Below are 23035 nucleotides of genomic sequence, written 5' to 3'. Positions count from 1 at the left end.
CAAGTTCTTTAAAATAATTTTTGACTACGCGAAAGTAGCTCAGGGGTAGAGCATCACCTTGCCAAGGTGGGGGTCGCGGGTTCAAATCCCGTCTTTCGCTCAATCCTTTTAAGAGATATTAAGCTGAAGTGGTGGAATTGGTAGACACGTTGGACTTAAAATCCAATGGACTGTAATGTCCGTGCGGGTTCAAGTCCCGCCTTCAGTACCAAGCCTCGCTTTTATTAGCGAGGCTTAATTTTAAAAGTAGTCAAAAAGATATATATAGCATTAACCATGCTGAAGTGGTGGAATTGGTAGACACGTTGGACTTAAAATCCAATGGACTGTAATGTCCGTGCGGGTTCAAGTCCCGCCTTCAGTACTAAACCTTAACATTTATTTGTTAAGGTTTTTTTATTTAACAAATTAACTTCTCCTGCTTATTTTCTTTTAATACTCATTATCCCTCCTCTACCATCATCCATTTCCCTGTACTTTCATCCCTTTCAAAAGAAAAACCATAAGGAGCTAACAAATTTGATTTAATCTCTTTATCTATCTTTATTAATTGCTCTGATGTTATTAGTTTAAAATTATCAGGATTATCTAGATAATCTTCATCTTCATTACCTGAAAAAATCCTCCAACCACTATCCTCTTCATAACTAGCCTCCTCCCTATACATCCACGAAGGAAGTTCTTTCTCTTTTAAAACTTTATTACTTGTAAAAACTGCTCCTATCTTTAATTCCATTTTCAATTTATTTATATTATTAAGCCATTACTTTCATTAGCTAATAAAATAGCTCTTTTGTTTGTAATAATCGTTTATTTCTTTAAGCATCAACCTTAACTTTCTTATAGCTGTTATTACCAAACGACGCAATTGTTTCGACACAAGGTTAAAACCCTTTTGAAACCATCAGCGAACTTCGCTGGTCTAATAAAAACTTTACAGAGCCATCAACGGGCTTCGCTGAAGCTTTTGTAAGTAAACAATATGCTCAGCGAACTTCGCTGACACAATAAAAACAATACGGAACCATCAGCGAACTCCGTTGGAAGTAAAAACCTAACAAAAACGGATCTCGCGGATTTTAAATACGTGAGAAACTATAAAACTGTAAGTATACTTATTATAAATAGCTCTTTATAACTAAAGTAATACCTATACCTTTCTTAGTACTGTTACAGTTACACTTTCTAAATCTGTATAATTTATGGCTGTACTAAAAACACATTCTACCATAATACAAATAAAAACCACGTTATAAACAATTTATAACGTGGCAATATCTTTTTTTTAAATATAATTACTCATACTCGGCACAAAAGACTTTACTTTATTCACTTTCTTTTGTTTATTTATTTAGCTGTCCAGAGAACACATAGTACAGCCACATAATAACCCCATATACAGAAGCTATAGTTTCATTTTTATCTTTATGAAAAGATATTTCACAAGTATTGTTACCTAACTATATACAATCGAGTATGCTAAATACTTTATTACTCTATTCATTTTCATTAATTTATTTTAAATCTAATTCAAGAAGCAACACTATTTTATTGAAATCTGCAGCACTATTTATAACTTTTCTATACTCTTCATATTGAGAAACACTTATTATATTCTTTCTATAATGTTCGTTTGCTATAATCTTTAACTTATTATCTATTAACTTAAAAGATGATTTAAAAGAAAAGAATTCTTTTCCGTTTTCAGAATAAGAGTTATTTATATTAAGATCTTCTAGATTTGTTATTTTATATCCTTTAGGTATATTTACATTAATTGTACGAAAGTAACTTCTTTGAAATTTTTCTTCTAGAGACAAAACCCTTTCTTTCTCTTGGTATAACTGCATTTGCATACCAATTAACTCTCCTAATTTAAACAAATATTTTCTTCCTGCTTTTTCCACAAAAGCTTCTGAGCTAAAATTGACAATAAATTGTAGTGGCTTTACCCCAAACAATTCTGGCTTGTCATTAACTAGTTTTTTACTTTTTATTTCAATGTTTTTATTAATGCTTTTTGCTAAACCATCAATTAGCTCATCTCTTTTTTCTCCTTTTATTAAATGAATAAATGGTTGAATATCCATCGCGTAATAACCATTAAACGACCTATCTAATTGTATATTATTTTTTAACAAATCACCTTCTTCAAAATCAACATTTACAAACATTGAATCAAATGTTTTATCTGATTTTACTGGCTTTATATATTTAATCTTACCTACTGCTGATTTAAATTCTCCTATTTTAACTTCTTTAACAAATAACCCATAATTATCTGTTTTATATGCAGCTGGAAAACCAAATCTACTTTCAAAATCGTTGGGTGACAAATACAATTTAGTTCTTGGAAAGTAAATTAAAAAATCTGTAAGAAAGTTATTTGCTTCAAAATTTTCATCAAATTTAACCTCTCTCCTATCACTTGTTATAACTAATTCGTGTTTTATTTTTAAAGTTCTTAATAAGGAAATATATAATTTTAAAGCTCCTGTTTCATTCATCACTCTTTTAACAAGAATCTCATTTAAATCTTTCAAGTTTTTATCAGCCTCATTAGATATAAATAAATTTGTTTTAATATAATAATCCAACTTTCTAACAACGCTTTCTTCATCTTTAACATTTTCTAATGACAAATCAGTAATAAACTTGTTAAGCAACTGAACCGTCTTCTTTTTATATTCTGGATAATAAAAAGCATATAAGTTTTGAGAAACCCTATTGTATGATGTTATATCTGATACTTTTGTAGCTGTGTTTTTATCTAACTTGTAAACAATAGCTCCTTTAGATGCATTGTAAGCCGAAAGATTTTCCTTTTCAATACCCTTTATTTCTTTTAAATGAAGTTTCCAATTATTTTTCTCTTTTATAATTGTGTCTTCAACTATTGATGGTAAATTATTATAACTTTTGAATTTAAAAATTAAATTTTTAGGCGAAAACAAATCAAACTCTACAACTTTTTTATCATATGATGATTGTAAGTTAATTTTTCTTCCACTATATACAGGAGTCTTTTTCACTACGTAAATAAACTCTATAAAACTTCCTTTTTCTATTCCTTCAAAAGCAAAGTATTTATATTTTTTACCCGTTTCCTCATCATTTGCTGTTAATATTTTAGACTGATCTAAATTGATCACCTCTCCTTCTTTTGTAACCACCCGAGCTTTATGAACTTCTAAATTAGAAGTTGAAGAATATGGTAAATAAATTTTATTATAATCTTCTATTTTTTCATCTGAATTTAGCCATAGTACTTTGTGCTCTAAAAAATATTCAATTAATGAATTCTCTTCAAAATAAAACTCAGTAACAATTTTTTCTTTAATCGCTACCATCTTTTTATTACTTTCTTTTTCTATTTTATAGTTTGGAGTTTTATCCCAATCATAATTTTTAAAAAAAGGAAGTTTCTGTGAAAATGTAGCTTGTAAGCTTAGTAACAGTGTGACTATTATTAATATCGAATATTTATTTTTCATAGGTATTTATTTTTTTAATACAATTATTTCTTTATAGCTTTTTTCAATCTTTTCTATTTGTTTATTAACTTCTTTTTGTTCTTCTAAATTCAAGGTTAAAAAATTCAGTTCTATAACTTGGTTATATATTATCTTATTCTCTTTTAATTGAAAACTAATATTACATCTCATTAATTTATTTGAAACTAACACATTTTCTGGTAAATAATCTACTTTATAACCTTCAGGGATTTCTAACACAGTATAAAAACTATAATATTTTTTATAATCAAATTCTTTTTCTGTTTTTCGTTTCTTTTCCGTTTTAAATTTTGACAACTCTTTATTTAAATTTAGATTAAAATAAATTTCGTCTCCTAGTTTTTTGAAATAATTATCTATTTCGAAACTATAGTTCACAACAAAATCCTCATCATAATTATACTTATCAATTTCTTTAAAATTTTTAATCAGAAATTTATTATTTCCTTTTTTAAGTTTCCAATTATAAAATTCTTTTAACTTAGACTGTGAATTTTCATTTTCTAATTCCTGGAAGTAATTAATTTTTGGATACCCAGAAATTGTAGTTTTTGAGTTCCCAATTATATTGTTATCTAACACTTTAATGTATGTAGAATCTATAACAGCATTACTTTGTGCTGCTATTATTGGCACTTTTTTTACTTTAAACTTATCTCCATAAGAAATTAGCACTTCTTTTCCTTGTATAAAGGATGTAGGTATCCCTAATTTAACATACCTCCCTGTAGCATCTAAAAAATATGTCTTTCCATTATTTTCATAAGTAAGTATCATGTGATTATCTACAATTGGTGTTGGCACTTCTTTATAAGAATAAGGAATACTTCTTGTACCTACCCAAGTTAAATTTCCTTTTAAACCTGCAATTTCTAACATTTTAAAAAGAATACTTGAATTATCTTTACAATCACCATACTTCTTTCTAAAAACATCATTAGATTCCCTCGGTATAAAACCTCCTAAAGCATATTCAAAAGCTATATATTTAATGTTTTTTTGTGTCCAATAATAGATAGCTTTTACTTTTTCTAAATCACTTTTTTTATTTAAAGTAATTTCAGTTACTATATCTACTAATTCTTTACTTGGTTTCTCTTTATTTACATTTTCTACTAAAGAATAATACCAATTATATAAATCTGAAACTTCTCCAAGAAGTTTTTTTGTCTTCTTTTTATTTTTATAGGTAGTAATTATTGGAATTATATGTGGCAGTATACTTTTGTAGCTTGGTGAATCATCTTCAAAATCATACTTATTTTTATTCTTTAATTCCCATTTATAAATTGTTTTCTTCCTTTTTTCTTTCTTGGAAAATAAAATATTCTCATTACCAACATTAAATTTTTTAAATTTTAAACCTATCCCTTTATCTACAATTATTGTTACTTTATTTTTTATTATAGGAAAATAATCTGCAAAATAAAAGGGACTTATAAATCGAGGGTTTTTTACTTTTTCAATATAATGCAGTTTTGACTTCGATCCTTTTTTTAAATTTGGATATATGAAACTTAGCGCTTTAGTATCATCATAAAATGATTGACTTAAATCATCTTTCTTTTTGAACTCCTTTACTTTTGACTCTTTGTATTTCCCTTTTTCATATGAAAATGAAGATGCTGAGATTTTTTCCAATTCAAAAAAAGATGAGTATTTTAATACTTTTTTAGAACCATAAGTTGCAGATTCATTTAAATACAAATCCTCTTCAATAAATTCTTGTTTAATATCAAATTCTTCACCTGTTAACTTTATAGTAATTATGATCTCTTGATTTAATCTTACTTTTCTAGAGTTTGGATATTGTTTACTATATTTTTTATATTCTTCTGAATATTGAGAATAAACAGTTATGGAAAGTAAAAAAAAAATGACTGTAACGAAATACTTATTATATTTTTTCAATTCCAGTAATTTTATCATTAAAATATTTTATCCTTTTTTTAAGCTTCCCTTCTTTATTATAAAATTTACCAACTCCTTGTAATAAATTATTTAAATATTTTTTCTCTTCTTTTTTTTGGCCATTTTCGTAATACTTTATAGCTTTCCCATGTCTAATTCCATAACTATATTCAACCTCTTCCTTCAATTTACCATTTAAAAAATATTCTTTTTTCACACCATTATATTCTCCATCTATAAATATAATTTCATCCTCAACATTCTCATTATAAAAATACGATTTATAAGAATTTACTAAATCTCCATTTTTATATTCCATTATTTTTGATTTTTTCCCATTATCATAAAATGCTAAAATTTTACCAGTTTCATTTTTCAATTCTATCATAGGAAATTCTTTCCCATCTTTATCCAAATAGCTATAACCTATTAACCTCCCATAACTGTAAAAACGAACAAGTTGTAATCTTCCCGATGGATCATAAAACTCCATCCTTCCATGCAATTTATCTTCTAAATATTTCTTTACAAGCTCTTTCTTTCCATTCTTAAAATAACTAATATGAGTTCCTATATTTACACCATTGCTATAATAATACTCATCTTCTATTTCTCCTGTTTTATAATAATTAATACAATTACCATTAAGGTTTCCATTAAGATAATTCACCTTGCTTTCTACTTCTCCTGTATCATAATACCAAATCCAAGGCCCATTTTGCTTTCCGTTCACATAACTTCCTACTACTCTTTTATTTCCACTAAAATAAAACTCCTTGTACAAACCATGTATAACTCCATTTAGATAAGTGTTGTTTGTTTTAATTTCGCCATTAAAATGTTTAGAAATAATTGAATACTCATTATTATTAGATTGATAATTTATTTCTTCAAAAGAGATCCCTTTTTTATCAAAAATTATTTCGGAAACAAGCTCTCCAAAATTCATTTTAGATTTAGAAACGAGTTTTCCATCTCCTCCAAAATACTCTTGACTCCCATGCAATTTTCCTTTATGAAAAAAATTAATTGATTGAATAGTTCCATCTGAATAATAATATCTCCATTCTCCATGCTCAGACCCTTTCTTATACCAACCTTGAACACTTACTTTTCCATTTAGGTGGTAACCTATATAATACCCCTCAATAATATCATCCTTATAAGGTGTTATAGATTGCTTGCTTCCATTATTATAATAATGAAAATAATCTCCACTAGTTTTATTTTCTATATAATTTCCTTCCCCAGTAAGAACTCCATTATCTGAGTAAAACTTCCAGTTTCCTTTTTTCCCTCCAGAAATATCGTACAACCCTTCTGTTGTTTTATTTCCTGTTGGTGAAAGCCCTTCATAATAAAACTCTCCTCCTTTCTTTTTCACCTCTTTTACAATTCCTCCTTTTTTATTGTAAAATTTGTAAGCAACTATATTTCCTTTACGATATGTATGCTCATAATATAATTTTCCGTCTGTATCATAATACTTATAAAAACCAGACAGCTTTCCTTTTTTGTAAGTAAACTCGCTCTTTAATGTACCATTGAAATAATATACCTTCCAATCTCCATCATAAAGTCCTTCTAGGCTTTGTCCCTCTTCACTTAACTGACCGTTTGTATAGTATAATTTATAACGTCCATTTAAATTACCATTTAAATAATGTATTTCCGAAGCTATTTGTTTATTAAAATGATATTTTGTTTCAATTCCATTAATCTTACCTCCAATATAGTTTGCTTTAGCATATATATTTCCATTAACATAGTATTCGATTTTCTCTCCATCTATTAGCCCTTTTTTATATGGAATATTATATTCAAGTATTTTTTCTCCTACTTTAAAATACGATTTATAAATACCATCTAACTCTCCATCTTTAAAATACTTTTCTTCTAATAAAGCCCCTTTATTATTATAATATTTATATTTACCTTCTAATTTATTGTCTTTATAGGTTGCATCTACATAATGTTTTTGATTTTTATGTAACATTAAATTTTTTCCATTCAATTTTCCCTCTTCATAAAAAGCTGTTTCTTTAACCTTATCTAAACCATTATACCAAGTCCATTTATCTATTTTTTTTCCTGAATCGTCAAAATTTCCTTTAGCTATCAATAATCCATTTTCGTTATAATATTCCCAATAACCTATATTAATTTCATTATTTAATTTACCAATAGCATTTACATAAGTATCATTATAACTATAAGTGACTTTTTGCTTCTTTCCATTAAAAAGAATAGTATTTTGCCCAACAATACTAGCCCATTTTATCTTGAATTTTTCCAAAAAAGCTATAATGTTTTTTGTTTTTTTATCAATAATTTTTTTAAAATCAGGATTCTCTACTGAATAAGACAGCGTATAAGTAAAATCATCGAAATAATTATTTTCAGCTATCCATTTATATATAGGAACATATTTTTTATCCCAAAAACCTCCATCCCCTTCAAAACTCTTCAATTGCTGAATCATTGCATGATTTTGTCTTGTTAGTGCTATATTAATTTTATTTTCAATCTTATAATTTTTCCCGATTGTCATTTTACTATCTAACACTAAATCAATATCTTCATAAGAATCATCCGCATCTAATAATTCAACGTCTTCATTTTTCTTATTTATATTTTTAGCTGTAACTATATTATTAAGAGATTTAAGAATAGTAAAAGCTCCTTCTCCATCAGGCTCTAAAAGCAAATAAAGATTAAAACACATTAAAGCTTGTGTAATTCTTTCTTGTTTATAAAATATATTCCCCATTTGCAAATGAGGTTTTTTATACATTGGATTTAAAGTAATACACATTTTATATGCAGACAAAGCTTCATTCAACTTTCCTTGAGTTTCAAACACAACCCCTTTATTAAACCATAATAAATAATTTTTAGGATAGGTTTTTATTCCTAAATTATAGGTACTTATTGCTTCTTTATACCTTTTAAGACTTGTTAATGCAACTCCTTTATTTATATAAAAACTTTCTTTAGAGCTTTCATGTTTATTATTTATTCCTTCGTTAGCAATTTTTATTACGTCTTCATATTTTTTTAATCTAAATAGATAATATGATTTTGAAGACAAAACATCATAATACATTGAGTCATTTTCATTAACCTTATTTAAAAGTTCTATCTTTTTAAGATCATCTATTTCTTCAGAGTCTTGGGCAATTGATTTTTTAATTTCTGTATAATCAATAAACGGAATTTTTTCTTGCGAGTTACACATGCTCGAAACAAGAAACATAGCAATTAATATTTTTTTCATAGTGCTAAAATAATTAAAATTATAAAAAGTAGTTACTCTTCATAATGAATAATCAATCATTAATTCAAATATTCTTTTTCTTTGTAATGTCCCTACTAAACCAACGTCTAAACTCACAGTTTAAAACAAACAAGCATGAAGAATTTATTATTAATATTAAGTTTATCTTTTTTCTTAACCTCTCAAGGTCAAACTTCTAATTTTAATTCACTTTTAAAAAAGCATGTAGATGCAAAAGGAAATGTAAATTACAAAGCCTTTAAAAAAGATGAGACAAAACTTAAATCCTACTTAAGTTACCTTAACAAAACAACACCTCAAAAAAATTGGTCAGCTACAAAAACAAAAGCTTTTTGGGTAAACGCTTACAATGCTTATACTATTCAGTTAATTTTAGATAATTACCCTTTAAAAAGTATTTTAAAAATTAAACAAAAAGGAAAAGATGCTTGGAACATTCCTTTTGCTAAAGTTGGTGGTAAAACATATACCTTAAACCATATAGAGCACAAAATTTTACGTAAAAATTTTAACGACCCAAAAATACATGTAGGTGTAAACTGTGCATCGGGCTCATGTCCTCAATTAGGTAATTTTGCTTTTACAGAAACTAATTACAAAGCTAAGACTATAGAATTAATGAAGAAATTTATTAACGACCCTAACAGAAATAAGATTAGTGAGCATAAAGTTGAACTTTCAAAAATATTTGAATGGTTTAAAGGAGATTTTACTAAAAAAGGTTCATTAATAGACTTTCTTAACAAATATTCAAAAATCAAAATAAGTCCTAAAGCAAAGATCAGATTCCTTGAATATGATTGGAGTTTAAACGGAAAGTAGTACTTTTATTTTTCAACTTAAAATAAACACATGTCTAAAACATATTACGATCCTGCCGACTTACGAAAGTTTGGGAAAATAACAGAATGGAATGAAGAACTTGGAAACAAGTTCTTTGATTATTATGGAAAAGTATTTGAAGAAGGTGCTTTAACCGCTAGAGAAAAAAGTTTAATTGCCTTGGCTGTAGCACATACAGAACAATGCCCATATTGCATAGATGCTTATACAAAAGATGGTTTACAACGAGGTATTACCAAAGAAGAAATGATGGAAGCTGTTCATGTTGGTGCCGCTATAAAAAGTGGTGCTACTTTAGTACATGGAGTGCAAATGATGAATAAAGTAAATAAGTTAGAAATGTAATTAATATAAAACCAATTAAAATGTCGACACAGCTACATCAGAAAATCAAATCACACTGCGAAAATCCACCAGCAAAGTACAACGATTTAAAAGTACTATTTTTAAACTGTACTTTAAATAGAACTCCTGTTTTATCGCATACTGAAGGTTTGATAAAAGTTGCTCAAAAAATTTACGAGGCAAACGGAGTTAGCACTAAAATTATTCGCCCAGTAGATTATGATATTCCAGCTGGTTTAGGTTTAGATATGTCTAATACTCCAGAATGGGATAAAGACGATTGGCCAACAATTCAAAAAGAAATTGATGCAGCCGACATTTTAATACTTTGTACTTCTGTATGGCTAGGAGAAAAATCTTCAGTTTGTAATAGAACACTTGAGCGCATGTATGGCTATACACATCAATTTAATAAAAAAGGACAATACAGAGATTATGGTAAAGTAGGTGCTACTTTAATTACGGGAAATGAAGATGGTGTAAAACACTGTGCCATGAGTATTTTGTTTTCTCTTTCTCATATTGGTTATACTGTACCACCACAAGCCGATGCAGGGTGGATGGGAGAAGCTGGTCCTGGTCCTTCTTATATGGATGAAGGTTCTGGTGGTCAAGAAAACGATTTTACCAACAGGAATACAACCTTTTTAGTTTGGAATACATTACATTTAGCCAGAATGCTTAAAGATAATGAAGGTGTTCCTGCCTATGGGAACTTACCTGATGAATGGGAAGCTGGATGTAAAGCAGGTTTTGATAGCCCAGAACATAAAAGATAAATATAATTTATAGTTATAACTAAATGAAAAAATCACTTTTAGCAAGAAATAACGATCTCGCAAATACGCAACGTCAATTAGATATTTTATCTAACGGAATTTTTGCTGATGGAGAATTACCAACGTTTGCTAAAAAAATAAAAGAGACAAATCAATTTCCTTTACGCCCAAATAAATTAGAGATTTTACAAATTAATTTGGGCTATATGTGTAATCAAGTTTGTGCGCATTGTCATGTAGATGCAGGTCCAGATCGTAAAGAGATTATGACTCAGGAAACAATGCAACAATGCCTAGATGTTATAAAAACTACGGGGGCTCATACTTTAGACTTAACTGGAGGTGCTCCAGAAATGAATCCTAATTTTAGATGGTTTGTAGAAGAAGCTTCAAAAGCAGGAATTAAAGACTTTATTGTTCGTTCTAATCTAACTATTATTAGAGCAAATAAAAAATATTATGACTTACCTGAATTCTTTAAAAAACATAATGTTCATGTAGTATCATCAATGCCGCATTGGACTCGTGGAAAAACAGATAAACAACGTGGCGATGGTGTTTTTGATAAATCAATAAAAGCACTTCAAATGTTGAATGAAGTTGGGTATGGAATTGAAAACTCTTCTTTAAAACTAGATTTAGTATACAATCCATCTGGTGCATTTTTACCAGGAGATCAGATCGCTTTAGAAGCAGATTTTAAAAAAGCTTTAAAAGACGATTTTAATATCGATTTTAATAACTTATTTGCTATAACCAATTTACCTATTAGTCGATTTTTAGATTACTTAATTGCTTCTGAAAATTACGAAGATTATATGTATGCATTAGTAGAAGCGTACAATCCTATGGCTGTAGAAAATGTAATGTGTACCAATACATTATCTATAAGTTGGGATGGTTATTTATACGATTGCGATTTTAATCAAATGCTGAATTTAAAAGTAGCTAGTAAAGTAAAACATATTTCAGAATACAACGAAGAGCTTATTCAAAATAGAAATATTATTATCAACCAACATTGTTACGGTTGTACAGCTGGTGCAGGAAGTAGTTGCCAAGGAACTGTAGCTTAAAATTTAAAAAGCTCCCTAAACGGGAACTTTTCATCGTTTTAATAATTTTCAAAACAAGGCTCTTCAATAGTTCTTGTAGAACCATCAGGTAAAGTATACGTTGTTGTTTTACCTTTGCAAGGAACTTCCTCTTTACAAGATTGTAGAGTAAAGATAACCATCAATAAAAATAATGTTTTTAAAGTTTTTTTCATATCAATTTTATTTTTTAAAAGCAGCAAATGTAATATTTTGTTTATTAATCTCTATTAATTGTTTCTCCCAAAAAAACTTAAAACAATTATTAAAAAAACACAATACAGAAAGTCTTCCTTATATTTCTATAGCTGAATTAAAAAAAGAAAATAACGTTATCTTATTAGATGCTCGCGAACCTAAAGAATTTGCAGTAAGTCATCTTAAAAATGCTATTTGTGTAGGATATGATTTTTTTAATTTAGAAAACACATTAAAAAAACTTCCTGAAAATAAGAACACCAAAATTGTAGTGTATTGTTCGCTTGGAATTCGTTCAGAAGATATTGCAGAAAAAATACAGGCTGCCGGTTTTTCAAACGTATTTAATTTATATGGGGGAATTTTTGAATGGAAGAATCAAGACAACACTATTGTAACAGAAGAAAATACACCAACCCAAAAAGTACATACTTTTAATAAAGAATGGAGCAAATGGCTTCACAAAGGAATTAAAATATATGAGTAAAAATTTATTGTTAATCTTTACAAGAAATCCAGAACTGGGAAAAACCAAAACAAGATTAGCCAAGACGATTGGAGATCAAGCTGCTTTAGAAATTTATAAACTCTTATTAAATCACACTAAAGAAGTTACTCAAAACTTAACCTGTGACAAGGCAGTTTATTATTCGGTAAAAATTAGAGAGGATGATATTTGGGATGCATCCATTTACCAAAAACACCAACAAAACGGAGATGATTTAGGAGAAAGAATGCACAATGCATTTCAGGATGCTTTTACTAATAACTATGAGAAAGTTTTAATCATTGGAAGCGATTTATACGATTTAAAACCTCATCACATTAACAATGCTTTTGAAAAACTAAATTCAAATGATGTTGTTATAGGTCCTGCAGAAGATGGAGGTTATTATCTTCTTGGAATGAAAAAGTTACATTTAAACGTATTTAAAAATAAAGATTGGGGTACTTCTACAGTTAGAAAAGACACTTTAAATGATTTACAAAACGTTTCAGTACATTTGTTAGAAACCTTAAACGATATTGATGTTTTTGATGATATTAAAGACAACCCAATATTCAATCAATTTTACAAAAACTAAAGAATCTTGAAACAACAACAATTACAAGAAACGAAAGAATTTCTTCAAAATAAAGGAATTACAAATCCACAAATAGGAATTGTATTAGGAACTGGCTTAGGCAAACTAGTAAATGAAATTGAAATAGAACAGGAGATTCCTTATTCTGAAATCCCACATTTTCCTCAAGCAACCGTTGAGTTTCATTCTGGAAAATTAATTTATGGAGATTTATCTGGAAAAAAAGTTTTGGTAATGTCTGGTCGTTTCCATGTATATGAAGGTTATAATTTATGGGAAGTAACCTACGGAATTCGTACCATGCACGCTTTGGGTATTCAAACTTTGTTAGTTTCTAACGCAGCAGGTGCTATTAACCTTACATATAAAAAAGGCGATTTAATGTTATTGGAGGATCATTTGAATTTACAGGGAGGATCTCCCTTAGCTTTTAAAGGAGCTAATGATTTTGGAAACATCTTTGCCGACATGTTAGAACCTTATTCGAAAAAAATTAATGCTTTATTGAAAGATATCGCAAAAACAAACGACATACAATTGCATGAAGGTGTATATGCTAGTGTTGTTGGCCCCCAATTAGAAACCAGAGCTGAATACAGAATGTTACAAATACTAGAAGCTGATGCTGTTGGTATGAGTACAGTTCCGGAAGTAATTGTAGCGAAACAACTAAATCTACCATGTGCCGCTATTTCTGTATTGACTGACGAATGTGACCCTAAAAATTTACAACCGGTTGATATTGCTGAAATAATTGCAATTGCTGGACAAGCAGAACCTAAAATGATTACATTATTTAAAGAATTGGTAAAAACCATTTAATGCAAAGAAACAAACAAATAGCAGTAACAACAATTCGTTTAATTCTTGGATTTATTTTCTTTTTTCAAGGGTTTGGAAAGGTATTTAAATTTGGACTTGATGCCGTTTACAAAAACTTTTTCTTATCGAGTTATGGCGATTTACTGCCTGATTTTTTATTGTTATTTACAGCCTACTACACTTCTATTATTGAGTTAGTTGCTGGATTTTTGTTAATTATAGGCTTTAAAAGAGATTATGCACTATATGCATTGGCTAGTGTTTTAGTTATTGTAACTATTGGGCATGGATTAAAAGATCCTATTTGGGACTTATCTCACGTAATGTATAGAACCATGCTTTTAGTAAGTTTATTAATATTACCCCAAAAATTAGATGTTTTTTCTATCGATACAATGATCGATACTAAATTAAAAAAATAAAAATGAGTTATTTAGATACTACACATAACGTATATAAAGAAGCAGCCCTAACACCCGATGTTGGTTTATGCTGTACAACAAATCCTATTTGGGAATTACCAGGATTAAAAATTCCTCGTATTATGCAAGAAATGAACTACGGTTGTGGTTCTACGGTACATGCACGAGATCTAACAAACAATCCTAAAATGTTATATGTTGGTGTTGGAGGTGGAATGGAACTATTACAATTTGCTTATTTCAACAGAAATAAAGGCGGTGTAATTGGTTTAGATGTGGTTGATGAAATGCTAGAAGCGTCTCGTAAAAACTTTAAAATTGCTGAAGAACAAAACGATTGGTTTAAAAGCGATTTTGTTGATTTACGTAAAGGAGATGCCATGAACCTTCCAGTTGAAGACAACTCGATTGATGTAGCTGCTCAAAACTGCTTGTTTAATATTTTTAAATCTGACGATTTGAAGAAAGCAATCGCAGAAATGTATCGTGTGTTAAAACCAAACGGAAAATTAGTAATGAGCGATCCTACTTGCGAACAACCAATGAATGATGAATTACGTAACGACGAACGTTTGCGTGCTTTATGTTTAAGCGGAAGTTTATCGATTGCAGATTATGTAAAAGCCTTAACCGATGCTGGTTTTGGAACTATAGAAATTAGAGCAAGAAAACCTTATAGAATTTTAGATCCTAAAAATTATCCTACGAATGAATTGATTTATATTGAATCTATTGAAGTAGCTGCAATTAAAGACCCTATGCCTGCAGACGGACCTTGTGTTTTTACAGGGAAAGCTGCTATATATTATGGTGATGAAGATTATTTTGATGATGGATTAGGACATACCTTATTAAAAAATCAACCATTAGCTATCTGTGATAAAACAGCACAGGCTTTAAAAGGTTTAGGAAGAGACGATATTTATTTTTCAGAATCTACCTATCATTATGATGGTGGCGGATGCTGTTAAATTTTATCTAAAAATAAAGAAACCCTTGCAACCAGCAAGGGTTTTTCTTTACCTTTATATCAAAAATTACTGACGTTATGAAACGCATACAGATTTTTGAATTTGAAGATTTCAATTGGCTCCCTCCTTTTGTTAGGTCTAGCATTACCAATCTACTAGCTTTATTGCTAAAAATGTTTAAAACTAAAAGTGTTGTTGCTTCACTTATTAACGGCATTAAAAAACAACACGATTTCAACCAAATAGTCGATTTAGGCTCAGGTTCTGGAGGTGTTATGATTGATGTAATACAAGAACTTAATAAAAACAAAAAAGAACCAATACAGCTTCTATTAACCGATTTATATCCGAATAAATCAGTAGTAAATAACATTAACAACGCTAATCTTGAAAATATACATTACCAACAAGAATCGTTAAACGCAACAAACTTTAAAAACACACCCAGTGGATTAAAGACTATGATGAATAGTTTTCATCATATGCCACCCGAAAGTGCAAAAAACATTTTAAAAACAGCACAAGAAAATAAACAACCTTTATTAATTTATGAAATGGGAGAAAATAACATCCCTACCCTACTTTGGTGGTTACTACTTCCTATTTCTATGGTTATTATGGTAGTAATGGTATTTTTTATGACACCTTTTGTAAAAAACCTAACGTTTAAACAAGTGTTATTTACCTATTTAATTCCGATAATTCCTTTAGTATATGCTTGGGATGGACAAGCTTCTCTAGTAAGAATGTACACGTTTAAAGATATTGAAAACCACCTACTAAAAGGCCTTAAAAAAGATTCTTATACTTGGAAAGTAGATGTAGCTAAAAACTACAAAGGCAAAAAACAAGGATATTATATATTGGGGTTGCCTAAAAAGAAATAACCGATTAAATTCGGTTTGATTCTTAACCTAATTTCTGCTATCTTTCGCTAACACGGATTTATATTCCTAAACAAGTTAGCAGATATTCAGAATATCTATAGAAATTATGATAGAATTTGTAAAAGTAAAAGGAGATTTTTAAGGAATTATAACATCTTCTTTATTTATATTACATGTTATAAAGTTGAAAAAATAAACGGAACTTATTTTATTAAAAACTCCGCATAACGAACCAAATTACACAGATACTAGGAACAAAGTTCTGCATATAAACAAGTTAGCACACATTAAAATCAACAACTTAGCTAAGCATTTTATCCAAATCAGCTTCTAATTCCTTACTTTCTCTCAATTCTATAAAGGATTCTACTATAAGACTATAAGTATCTTCAAGACCTGAACAAAAATTCCAAAATTGATTTTCAACCCATCCTTCATTGTCTCTTTCTAATGGTTTTCCTTTCCCCATAGTTTTATCCCAAAAAACCTCATTATGTGGGTTATAGGGAAAAACTATTCTAGCTTCCGCCATTTGGTCTGGAAAACGAGAATAAAAAAATGCATACCAATTGAGTATTTGTTCAACAAATTTGGAATAATTACCTATGTTCGGTTGAACTGTTTTAGTATCAAAAAAATAATTAATATTATTTTTTTTCAACCAAATATCAACTCCAAAACCCTTAGGAGCAGATTCAAACGAATCTATAGGTCTAGTTAAGAATGACTGACAAACCCTCTTAATTTCATCTCGACTAGATATAGCATTATATACTCCACTATTCCTTTTACGCTCATCAACTATAGTCTGTAATGTATTACTCAAGTTTGAAGGCATATTTACTGGACTTTCAAGGTTTTGATTAATAACCTCAAATCCATTTTTTGAAGCTAAAGCTTTAGCCAAAGGCTCCCATAATGTTGTTCCTAAAGATGTTTCAAGACCTCCAACAATTGACCTTATTTTTCTTTCTTTTGGTATTATTAAGTCAAGTATCTGAAATTTAGCTTTTTTATTCAAAGACCTTTGAGCAAAGTCTATTATACTTTGTTTTACAGTCTCTCTAATTATTTCTTTTGTCTCTTGATTAGTTAACATATACAATTTGATTAAAATCAAATGTATAATTTTTATAACGAACTATAATAATTATTTAAAAACTTAATAATTGAATAACCAATTTCTTCTCCTAAATTACAAGGTACGGCATTTCCAATTTGTTTATATTGTTGAGAAACTGACCCCATAAATTTCCAATCGTCAGGAAAAGTTTGAATTCTAGCATATTCTCTAACTGTAAATGGTCTTGTTTCTTCTGGATGGCATCTTTCGGTTTGTTTTTGAGCTGGACTACAAGTAAGAGTTAAACTTGGTTCATCCCACCCAATTCTACGAGCAATACCTGTTTTTCCTCCTCCTAAATAAAAACTCTTTCCCATATACTCTTTTTGAATTTCTAAAGGTAAGTTTCTCCAATACCCTTTTTGAGGAACTAAATCTAATACAGCCTTTTTATGTTCAGGATATTTTGAACCTTCAGATTTAGGAACATTACAATTATATAATTCTCCTTTTTTAAGTGCATCTACTAAATTGTAAATTTTATTATGCGGTTTAGGGTATTCATATTTTACATCAATATCTTTTCGAACTCCTACTAAAATTACACGCTCTCTTTTTTGAGGAACTTTATAATTAATTGCTTTTAAAACTTTCACAGGAACAACATTATAACCAATTTCATCTAAAATTGAAATCATCCCCTCAATGGTCTTTCCTTTTTCGTGAGACAATAACCCTTTAACATTTTCACCTATACAAATTAGAGGATTAACTTCTTTTACTGCTCTCGCAAATTCATAAAAAAGAGTTCCTCTAGCATCTTGAAGTCCTAATTTTTTTCCAGCATAACTAAATGCTTGACAAGGAAAACCTCCTGTAACAATATCAACTTGATTATTATATTCTGTAAAATCAAAAGACTTAATATCTCCTTCTAAAACATTCCAATTAGGCCTATTCTTTCTTAATGTTTGACAAGCCCATTTATCAATTTCATTTAAAGCTACGCATTTAATACCCGCTTTTTCCATTCCTACAGCTAAACCTCCTGCTCCTGCAAATAATTCTAAAACCTTAAAATCTTGAATTGGCATAACAGAATTATCTACCGTATCTTCGTAATCAATAGATAATTGTTTTAACAATGAGTTAACCTGTTCTTTTTTATAAATTCTATATTGACTAATAGGTTCTCGAACAGCAGAAAATTTGCCATCTCTATCCCAACGTCTAAGAGTTTCTTTACTTTTTCCTAAAATTTCCGAAACTTCATTTAAAGAATAATAATCTTTTGTAACCATATTAAACAACCTTATACATTGGTTACAAAAATACAATTAAAGTTGAAATAAAAAAACGTGTGCTAACAAAGACTATAATTAATACGGGTTTTGGTGCTTAACTTAAAGTTTAGAGCTTTTAACCAAATCCGCCAAATCTTTTGATTTGGTTTTATGAACAAAAAAGATAAAACAAAATAAAAAGTTTTAGCTAAGTGCTTAATTGGAAATTCAGTAATTTTTAATTCCCGCACTAACCATAGCCGAGACGTTAGCGAAACCTTAAGTAAACAACATAGCTAAAGCTTCTTCTATCTTACTTAATAAAATCAGTTTTATAGTATGATTTTTCATTATCTAAAGTTTATTAATCTACTAAGAACCCTCAATACTTAATCACAAATACTTCCACAATTTTAGCAAATAGAATTCGTTTTTAGTATGATGAAAACATTAAATGGAATAGAATTTCAGCCTAAAAATAAAAAAACATTAACCTTCATATTAAAATATTTGGCAGGCTTAATTCTTTTTGGACTTCTCTTAGTACTCCTATTATTCTCTCTGGTGTATTTTAATGTATTTGGTCGTTTACCAGACAATAAAGAATTGACATCTATCATTAACGAAGAAGCCTCTTTAATTTATTCATCAGATAATATAATTATTGGTAAAACATTTACTAAAAACCGAACAAATGTAAAATTAGAACAAATTCCCAATCACTTAAAAGAAGCATTAATTGCTACCGAGGATAAACGTTTTTACTCGCATAATGGTTACGACGGCCAAAGTTATGCTAGAGTTTTTTTTAGAAGTATTTTAATGAGAGATGCTTCTGGAGGTGGAGGAAGTACCATTACCCAACAATTAATTAAAAACATTTACGGAAGACAATATCATGGCTTTTTAAATCTCCCAATAAATAAACTTAAGGAGCTTATTATAGCAAGTCGAATGGAGCGTTTATACTCTAAGGACGAAATACTACAATTATACCTTAATTCAGTACCATTTGGAGAAAATATTTTTGGAATAGAATCTGCTGCTAATCGGTTTTTTAACAAATCAGTTATTGAATTAAAAACTGAAGAATCTGCCATACTCGTAGGCATACTAAAAGCCAACACCTATTACAATCCTAGGTTGAATCCTAAAAATGCTTTACAACGTCGTAATACAGTTCTTCAACTAATGAATAACGAAGCGTATTTAAGCAATTATACTACTGACAGTTTAAAAAAATTACCCATTACACTTAATTATAAAAATCTTGGTATAAATGCTTCGGCTGGTTATTTTGTACATCAAATAAAGAAAAAAGCTATTGATATTGTAAAAACCGTTAATACTAGTACAAACAATAATTACAACTTAGAAACCGATGGTTTAAAGATACACACAACCCTAAATTACGATATTCAAAAAATAGCTGAAAAATCTGCAAAAAAGCAGCTTATTATAAAACAAAAACAATTAAACAAAGAGCTACGATCAAACATTTTAAAAAGAAAATGGTTAAAAAAGCAGAAATTTACTGATCAAGACAAACAAAACAGAACTTTTAAACTTTTTGACTGGAACAGTACTAAGACTGTTACTGGTACCACGATTGATAGCCTTTGGCATTATACAAAAATGCTGAATGCTTCTGTGTTAGTTACCAATCCTAAAAATGGGGCTGTGATTAGTTGGGTCGGCGGAAATAATTTTAACACACTTCCTTTTGACATGGTATTATCGCATCGTCAAATAGCTTCGGCTTTCAAACCTTTTTTATATGCTACTGCTATAGAAAATGGAATTTCACCATGTGATTATTTTGAAAATGAAGAAAAAATTTATTCAAAATTTGGAGACTGGAAACCACAAAATGCAGATCATAATTCAACTCCTGATAAAAAGGTTGCCTTGTGGTATGCGTTAATTCAGTCAATGAATATTCCTAGTGTGAACCTTTATTTTAAACTAGAAAAAGAATTGTTAGTTAATTCCTGTAAAAAATTAAAGCTTCCTGAGCTTACTAACAATACTCCTTCTATTGCTTTAGGAGCACTCGACTTATCGCTGTTTGAAGCAACAAGAGCTTATGGTGCTTTTGCTAATAATGGTGAAATGAACGATTTATATATGATTACTAAAATTACCGATAAACAAGGCAATATTATATATGAAAGTAAAGAACAAAAAACTGAAAGGATATTTAAAAAAGAAAGTACACAAACTTTAACTGCCATTTTACAACAAGCGGTTGAACAGGGAACAGGTTCTAAAATAAGAAGCACATATAAAATCAAAAGTCCACTAGCAAGTAAAACTGGTACTGCTCAAAACTATACTGACGCTTGGTTTGTTGCCTACACTCCTAACATTGTTCTCGGAACTTGGGTTGGCGCTTCTAAAAACAATATTCATTTTAACAGTGGAAAAGGTTCAGGTTCATCATTAGCATTACCTATAGTTGCTAATATTCTTAAAGAGATTGAGAAAAACCCTGAACTGAGAAAAAAATACTTAACCTCTTTTAACATCCCTGAAGAAGTCTATTCATCAATTAAATGTCCTCCCTATAGAGAAAAAGGTATTAAAGGTTTCTTCAATAGACTTTTTGGAAAGAAGAAAAAGAAAAATTAAGCAAACAAAGTAGCAAAAGCTTCCTCTATCTTACTTACCAAAATGAGTTTTATTGAATGATTTTTGTTTGTAATTTTATTATACTTTGAAGTAACAAAAGTTTTATATCCTAACTTTTCAGCTTCTACAATTCGTTGATCAATTTTCGATACTGGTCTAATTTCACCTGCCAAACCAACCTCTGCTGCAAAACAAACATTCGGGTTTATTGCCATATCTTGATTTGATGATAAAATAGCTGCAACCACTGCTAAATCAATCGCAGGATCATCTACATGAATACCTCCTGTTACATTTAAAAACACATCTTTAGCGCCTAATTTAAATCCTGCACGTTTTTCTAGTACGGCAAGAATCATGTGTAATCGTTTTAAATTATAACCTGTTGTAGTTCGCTGAGGTGTTCCGTACACTGCTGTTGAAACCAATGCTTGAATCTCAATCATTAATGGTCGAATTCCTTCTAAAGTTGAAGCAATAGCCGTTCCACTTAGATCGGCATCTTTTTTAGATATTAATATTTCTGATGGGTTAGATACTTCTCGTAATCCACTAGATAACATTTCATAAATTCCTAATTCTGCAGTAGAACCAAATCTATTTTTTTGAGAACGTAATATTCGATAGGTATGGTTTCGGTCACCTTCAAACTGCAATACCACATCTACCATATGTTCTAAAATCTTAGGCCCAGCAATATGTCCTTCTTTATTAATATGTCCAATTAGCAATACTGGTGTTGAAGTTTCCTTCGCAAACTTTATTAACTCTGCTGAGGTTTCTCGTATTTGAGATATACTCCCTGGTGATGCCTCTATAGAATTTGTATGTAATGTTTGAATTGAGTCTATTACTAAAACATCTGGTTGCACCTCTTCAATATTTTTAAATATCTGTTGGGTATTTGTTTCTGTAAGAATTAAACAATTTGAGTTACTTGCTTCTAATCGTTCAGCTCGCATTTTTATTTGCGATTGACTTTCCTCTCCTGAAACATACAGTACTTTCTGAGGAATTTTTAATGCTATTTGAAGTAATAATGTTGACTTCCCTATTCCTGGTTCTCCTCCCAACAACACCACAGCTCCTTTTACAATACCACCTCCTAAAACCGTATCTAATTCATTATTTTTTGTTTCAACACGTTCTTCTGGGTTTAACTGAATATCTTCTACTTTTAATGGTCTAGATGTCCTTTTTTCTGTATTTGATGGTGTTTTCCAATCCCTTTTTTCTTCTTTTTGTAACACTTCTTCTACAATGGTATTCCATTCTTTACAAATATTACATTGTCCTACCCATTGCGCATGTTGCGTTCCACAGTTTTGACAGAAAAAAGTTGTTTTGGTCTTCGCCATTATTGTTTTGTTTATCCAACAAATATATTATATAACAAAAAAAACCAGAGCGTATTTCTCTGGTTTTTTCAATAACTTATTTACTTATTATGATCGTCAATCTATTTTTAGGTTCTAGTAAATTCTTTACTTACCTTAATCGGTTCTGAATATTTTTTACTTGTAATTATTAAAGTAAATTTTGTAACTCCCAATCTTGGCCCCCAATGTAAACTCGTTTTTCCTTCATTATTAGTAGCTTGATGACGTTGCCCTTTAGGATCTATTTTATCAGCAACCTCCCATTCATAAGAAGCTTCTTTATCATCACTTATTCCAATTACTTCAATATCCAATCCTTTTGCTGACTTAAATTCAATTTTAGCATTTAAAGGATTATTACTATCATTAATTACTAAATTATCATCGTTATTGCAAGAGATAAATAAAGTTAATAGTATTAAAATAAGGCTCGTTTTTCTAATTATTTTCATCATGACATGTTGTTTAATTAAACTAATTTTTAAGTAAACGACTCTCGATTAAAAAAC

The 23035-nt window shown here is 29.3% G+C and carries 20 protein-coding genes and 3 tRNA genes; 14 read left to right on the top strand and 9 right to left on the bottom strand.

All coding sequences use genetic code 11. The features are described 5' to 3' along the window. The first annotated feature begins 28 nt into the window (after window positions 1-28). The 3 genes from Q0881_RS02625 to Q0881_RS02615 all read left to right on the top strand — a co-directional run bounded on the left by Q0881_RS02625 (window position 29) and on the right by Q0881_RS02615 (window position 364). Window positions 29-100: transfer RNA gene (locus tag Q0881_RS02625), tRNA-Gly, on the top strand. A 22-nt stretch (window positions 101-122) separates the two neighbouring features. Continuing rightward, window positions 123-211, top strand: a tRNA-Leu gene (locus Q0881_RS02620). Window positions 212-278: 67 nt separating this feature from the next. Next, window positions 279-364: transfer RNA gene (locus Q0881_RS02615), tRNA-Leu, on the top strand. A gap of 78 nt (window positions 365-442) precedes the next feature. On the opposite strand, the gene Q0881_RS02610 is transcribed toward Q0881_RS02615, so the two are convergent. The 4 genes from Q0881_RS02610 to Q0881_RS02595 all read right to left on the bottom strand — a co-directional run bounded on the left by Q0881_RS02610 (window position 443) and on the right by Q0881_RS02595 (window position 8703). Further along, a complete protein-coding gene (locus tag Q0881_RS02610) occupies window positions 443-736 on the bottom strand; it encodes a DUF2185 domain-containing protein (RefSeq protein ID WP_299156668.1) in 294 nt (97 codons plus the stop codon). A gap of 778 nt (window positions 737-1514) precedes the next feature. After that, window positions 1515-3494 carry a DUF3857 domain-containing protein gene (locus Q0881_RS02605; protein ID WP_299156666.1) on the bottom strand — a complete coding sequence of 660 codons (1980 nt, stop codon included), beginning with the start codon at window positions 3492-3494 and terminating at the stop codon, window positions 1515-1517. A gap of 6 nt (window positions 3495-3500) precedes the next feature. Further along, entirely contained in the window at window positions 3501-5444 is a 1944-nt protein-coding gene (locus Q0881_RS02600) for a DUF3857 domain-containing protein (RefSeq protein WP_299156664.1), read from the bottom strand. Then, entirely contained in the window at window positions 5413-8703 is a 3291-nt protein-coding gene (locus Q0881_RS02595) for a hypothetical protein (RefSeq protein WP_299156663.1), read from the bottom strand. The genes Q0881_RS02600 and Q0881_RS02595 overlap by 32 nt, the downstream gene beginning before the upstream one ends. A gap of 135 nt (window positions 8704-8838) precedes the next feature. Here Q0881_RS02595 and Q0881_RS02590 point away from each other — a divergent pair, with 135 nt between their 5' ends. Genes Q0881_RS02590 through arsS form a run of 4 tightly spaced genes read left to right on the top strand, consistent with a single transcriptional unit; the run spans window position 8839 to window position 11767 of the window. Further along, on the top strand, window positions 8839-9546 hold the full coding sequence (locus Q0881_RS02590; protein ID WP_299156661.1) for a DUF547 domain-containing protein: 708 nt from the start codon (window positions 8839-8841) through the stop codon (window positions 9544-9546). A 30-nt stretch (window positions 9547-9576) separates the two neighbouring features. Then, window positions 9577-9912, top strand: a complete 336-nt coding sequence (locus tag Q0881_RS02585; protein WP_299156659.1) for an arsenosugar biosynthesis-associated peroxidase-like protein — start codon at window positions 9577-9579, stop codon at window positions 9910-9912. A 20-nt stretch (window positions 9913-9932) separates the two neighbouring features. Beyond that, window positions 9933-10691, top strand: coding sequence for an NAD(P)H-dependent oxidoreductase (locus Q0881_RS02580; protein WP_299156657.1), 759 nt, complete (start codon window positions 9933-9935; stop codon window positions 10689-10691). Between the two features lie 23 nt (window positions 10692-10714). Beyond that, window positions 10715-11767, top strand: coding sequence for an arsenosugar biosynthesis radical SAM (seleno)protein ArsS (gene arsS, locus Q0881_RS02575; protein ID WP_299156656.1), 1053 nt, complete (start codon window positions 10715-10717; stop codon window positions 11765-11767). Between the two features lie 38 nt (window positions 11768-11805). Here the strand turns inward: arsS and Q0881_RS02570 are convergent, their stop codons facing one another. Then, window positions 11806-11961, bottom strand: a complete 156-nt coding sequence (locus Q0881_RS02570) for a hypothetical protein (protein WP_299156655.1) — start codon at window positions 11959-11961, stop codon at window positions 11806-11808. On the opposite strand from Q0881_RS02570, the gene Q0881_RS02565 reads away from it, so the two are divergent. From Q0881_RS02565 to Q0881_RS02540, 6 genes are all read left to right on the top strand, one after another. Beyond that, complete coding sequence (locus Q0881_RS02565) at window positions 11940-12470, top strand: rhodanese-like domain-containing protein (protein WP_299156653.1); 531 nt, start codon at window positions 11940-11942, stop codon at window positions 12468-12470. The two genes, Q0881_RS02570 and Q0881_RS02565, sit on opposite strands and share 22 nt — an antisense overlap. Next, a complete protein-coding gene (locus Q0881_RS02560) occupies window positions 12463-13068 on the top strand; it encodes a TIGR04282 family arsenosugar biosynthesis glycosyltransferase (protein WP_299156651.1) in 606 nt (201 codons plus the stop codon). The genes Q0881_RS02565 and Q0881_RS02560 overlap by 8 nt, the downstream gene beginning before the upstream one ends. A gap of 6 nt (window positions 13069-13074) precedes the next feature. Then, window positions 13075-13890, top strand: coding sequence for a purine-nucleoside phosphorylase (locus Q0881_RS02555; RefSeq protein ID WP_299156649.1), 816 nt, complete (start codon window positions 13075-13077; stop codon window positions 13888-13890). Next, window positions 13890-14312: a DoxX family membrane protein gene (locus Q0881_RS02550; RefSeq protein WP_299156647.1), complete on the top strand. Its 423-nt coding sequence runs from the start codon at window positions 13890-13892 to the stop codon at window positions 14310-14312. Before Q0881_RS02555 ends, Q0881_RS02550 begins: the two co-directional genes overlap by 1 nt. Before the next feature lie 2 nt (window positions 14313-14314). Further along, window positions 14315-15283 carry an arsenosugar biosynthesis arsenite methyltransferase ArsM gene (arsM, locus tag Q0881_RS02545; protein ID WP_299156646.1) on the top strand — a complete coding sequence of 323 codons (969 nt, stop codon included), beginning with the start codon at window positions 14315-14317 and terminating at the stop codon, window positions 15281-15283. A gap of 77 nt (window positions 15284-15360) precedes the next feature. Continuing rightward, window positions 15361-16170, top strand: a complete 810-nt coding sequence (locus Q0881_RS02540) for a hypothetical protein (RefSeq protein ID WP_299156645.1) — start codon at window positions 15361-15363, stop codon at window positions 16168-16170. A 301-nt stretch (window positions 16171-16471) separates the two neighbouring features. On the opposite strand, the gene Q0881_RS02535 is transcribed toward Q0881_RS02540, so the two are convergent. Beyond that, window positions 16472-17269: a TdeIII family type II restriction endonuclease gene (locus tag Q0881_RS02535; RefSeq protein WP_299156643.1), complete on the bottom strand. Its 798-nt coding sequence runs from the start codon at window positions 17267-17269 to the stop codon at window positions 16472-16474. 32 nt (window positions 17270-17301) lie between these two features. Further along, the gene (dcm, locus tag Q0881_RS02530; protein WP_299156641.1) at window positions 17302-18534 is read right to left on the bottom strand and encodes a DNA (cytosine-5-)-methyltransferase; all 1233 of its coding nucleotides are present in this window, start codon (window positions 18532-18534) and stop codon (window positions 17302-17304) included. A 420-nt stretch (window positions 18535-18954) separates the two neighbouring features. Here dcm and Q0881_RS02525 point away from each other — a divergent pair, with 420 nt between their 5' ends. Continuing rightward, a complete protein-coding gene (locus Q0881_RS02525; RefSeq protein ID WP_299156639.1) occupies window positions 18955-21147 on the top strand; it encodes a transglycosylase domain-containing protein in 2193 nt (730 codons plus the stop codon). On the opposite strand, the gene radA is transcribed toward Q0881_RS02525, so the two are convergent. Further along, complete coding sequence (radA, locus tag Q0881_RS02520; protein ID WP_299156638.1) at window positions 21144-22505, bottom strand: DNA repair protein RadA; 1362 nt, start codon at window positions 22503-22505, stop codon at window positions 21144-21146. The genes Q0881_RS02525 and radA overlap by 4 nt on opposite strands. Window positions 22506-22612: 107 nt before the next feature. Continuing rightward, window positions 22613-22981 (bottom strand): hypothetical protein, encoded by a 369-nt coding sequence (locus Q0881_RS02515; protein WP_299156636.1) that lies wholly within the window; start codon window positions 22979-22981, stop codon window positions 22613-22615. Window positions 22982-23035 lie beyond the last annotated feature (54 nt).

Origin of the sequence: uncultured Tenacibaculum sp. (assembly GCF_947494125.1) — a bacterium.
Taxonomy (GTDB): Bacteria; Bacteroidota; Bacteroidia; order Flavobacteriales; family Flavobacteriaceae; genus Polaribacter.
Note: the sequence above shows the minus strand (reverse complement) of the source record. Positions and strands in the feature narration are given on the sequence as shown.

Excerpts from the sequence above, each read along its gene's own strand:
- Q0881_RS02610 (WP_299156668.1), bottom strand. The coding sequence starts at position 736 with ATGGAATTAAAGATAGGAGCAGTTTTTACAAGTAATAAAGTTTTAAAA.
- Q0881_RS02605 (WP_299156666.1), bottom strand. The coding sequence starts at position 3,494 with ATGAAAAATAAATATTCGATATTAATAATAGTCACACTGTTACTAAGC.
- Q0881_RS02600 (WP_299156664.1), bottom strand. The coding sequence starts at position 5,444 with ATGATAAAATTACTGGAATTGAAAAAATATAATAAGTATTTCGTTACA.
- Q0881_RS02595 (WP_299156663.1), bottom strand. The coding sequence starts at position 8,703 with ATGAAAAAAATATTAATTGCTATGTTTCTTGTTTCGAGCATGTGTAAC.
- Q0881_RS02590 (WP_299156661.1), top strand. The coding sequence starts at position 8,839 with ATGAAGAATTTATTATTAATATTAAGTTTATCTTTTTTCTTAACCTCT.
- Q0881_RS02585 (WP_299156659.1), top strand. The coding sequence starts at position 9,577 with ATGTCTAAAACATATTACGATCCTGCCGACTTACGAAAGTTTGGGAAA.
- Q0881_RS02580 (WP_299156657.1), top strand. The coding sequence starts at position 9,933 with ATGTCGACACAGCTACATCAGAAAATCAAATCACACTGCGAAAATCCA.
- arsS (WP_299156656.1), top strand. The coding sequence starts at position 10,715 with ATGAAAAAATCACTTTTAGCAAGAAATAACGATCTCGCAAATACGCAA.
- Q0881_RS02565 (WP_299156653.1), top strand. The coding sequence starts at position 11,940 with ATGTTTTTAAAGTTTTTTTCATATCAATTTTATTTTTTAAAAGCAGCA.
- Q0881_RS02570 (WP_299156655.1), bottom strand. The coding sequence starts at position 11,961 with ATGAAAAAAACTTTAAAAACATTATTTTTATTGATGGTTATCTTTACT.
- Q0881_RS02560 (WP_299156651.1), top strand. The coding sequence starts at position 12,463 with ATGAGTAAAAATTTATTGTTAATCTTTACAAGAAATCCAGAACTGGGA.
- Q0881_RS02550 (WP_299156647.1), top strand. The coding sequence starts at position 13,890 with ATGCAAAGAAACAAACAAATAGCAGTAACAACAATTCGTTTAATTCTT.
- arsM (WP_299156646.1), top strand. The coding sequence starts at position 14,315 with ATGAGTTATTTAGATACTACACATAACGTATATAAAGAAGCAGCCCTA.
- Q0881_RS02540 (WP_299156645.1), top strand. The coding sequence starts at position 15,361 with ATGAAACGCATACAGATTTTTGAATTTGAAGATTTCAATTGGCTCCCT.
- Q0881_RS02535 (WP_299156643.1), bottom strand. The coding sequence starts at position 17,269 with ATGTTAACTAATCAAGAGACAAAAGAAATAATTAGAGAGACTGTAAAA.
- dcm (WP_299156641.1), bottom strand. The coding sequence starts at position 18,534 with ATGGTTACAAAAGATTATTATTCTTTAAATGAAGTTTCGGAAATTTTA.
- Q0881_RS02525 (WP_299156639.1), top strand. The coding sequence starts at position 18,955 with ATGATGAAAACATTAAATGGAATAGAATTTCAGCCTAAAAATAAAAAA.
- radA (WP_299156638.1), bottom strand. The coding sequence starts at position 22,505 with ATGGCGAAGACCAAAACAACTTTTTTCTGTCAAAACTGTGGAACGCAA.
- Q0881_RS02515 (WP_299156636.1), bottom strand. The coding sequence starts at position 22,981 with ATGATGAAAATAATTAGAAAAACGAGCCTTATTTTAATACTATTAACT.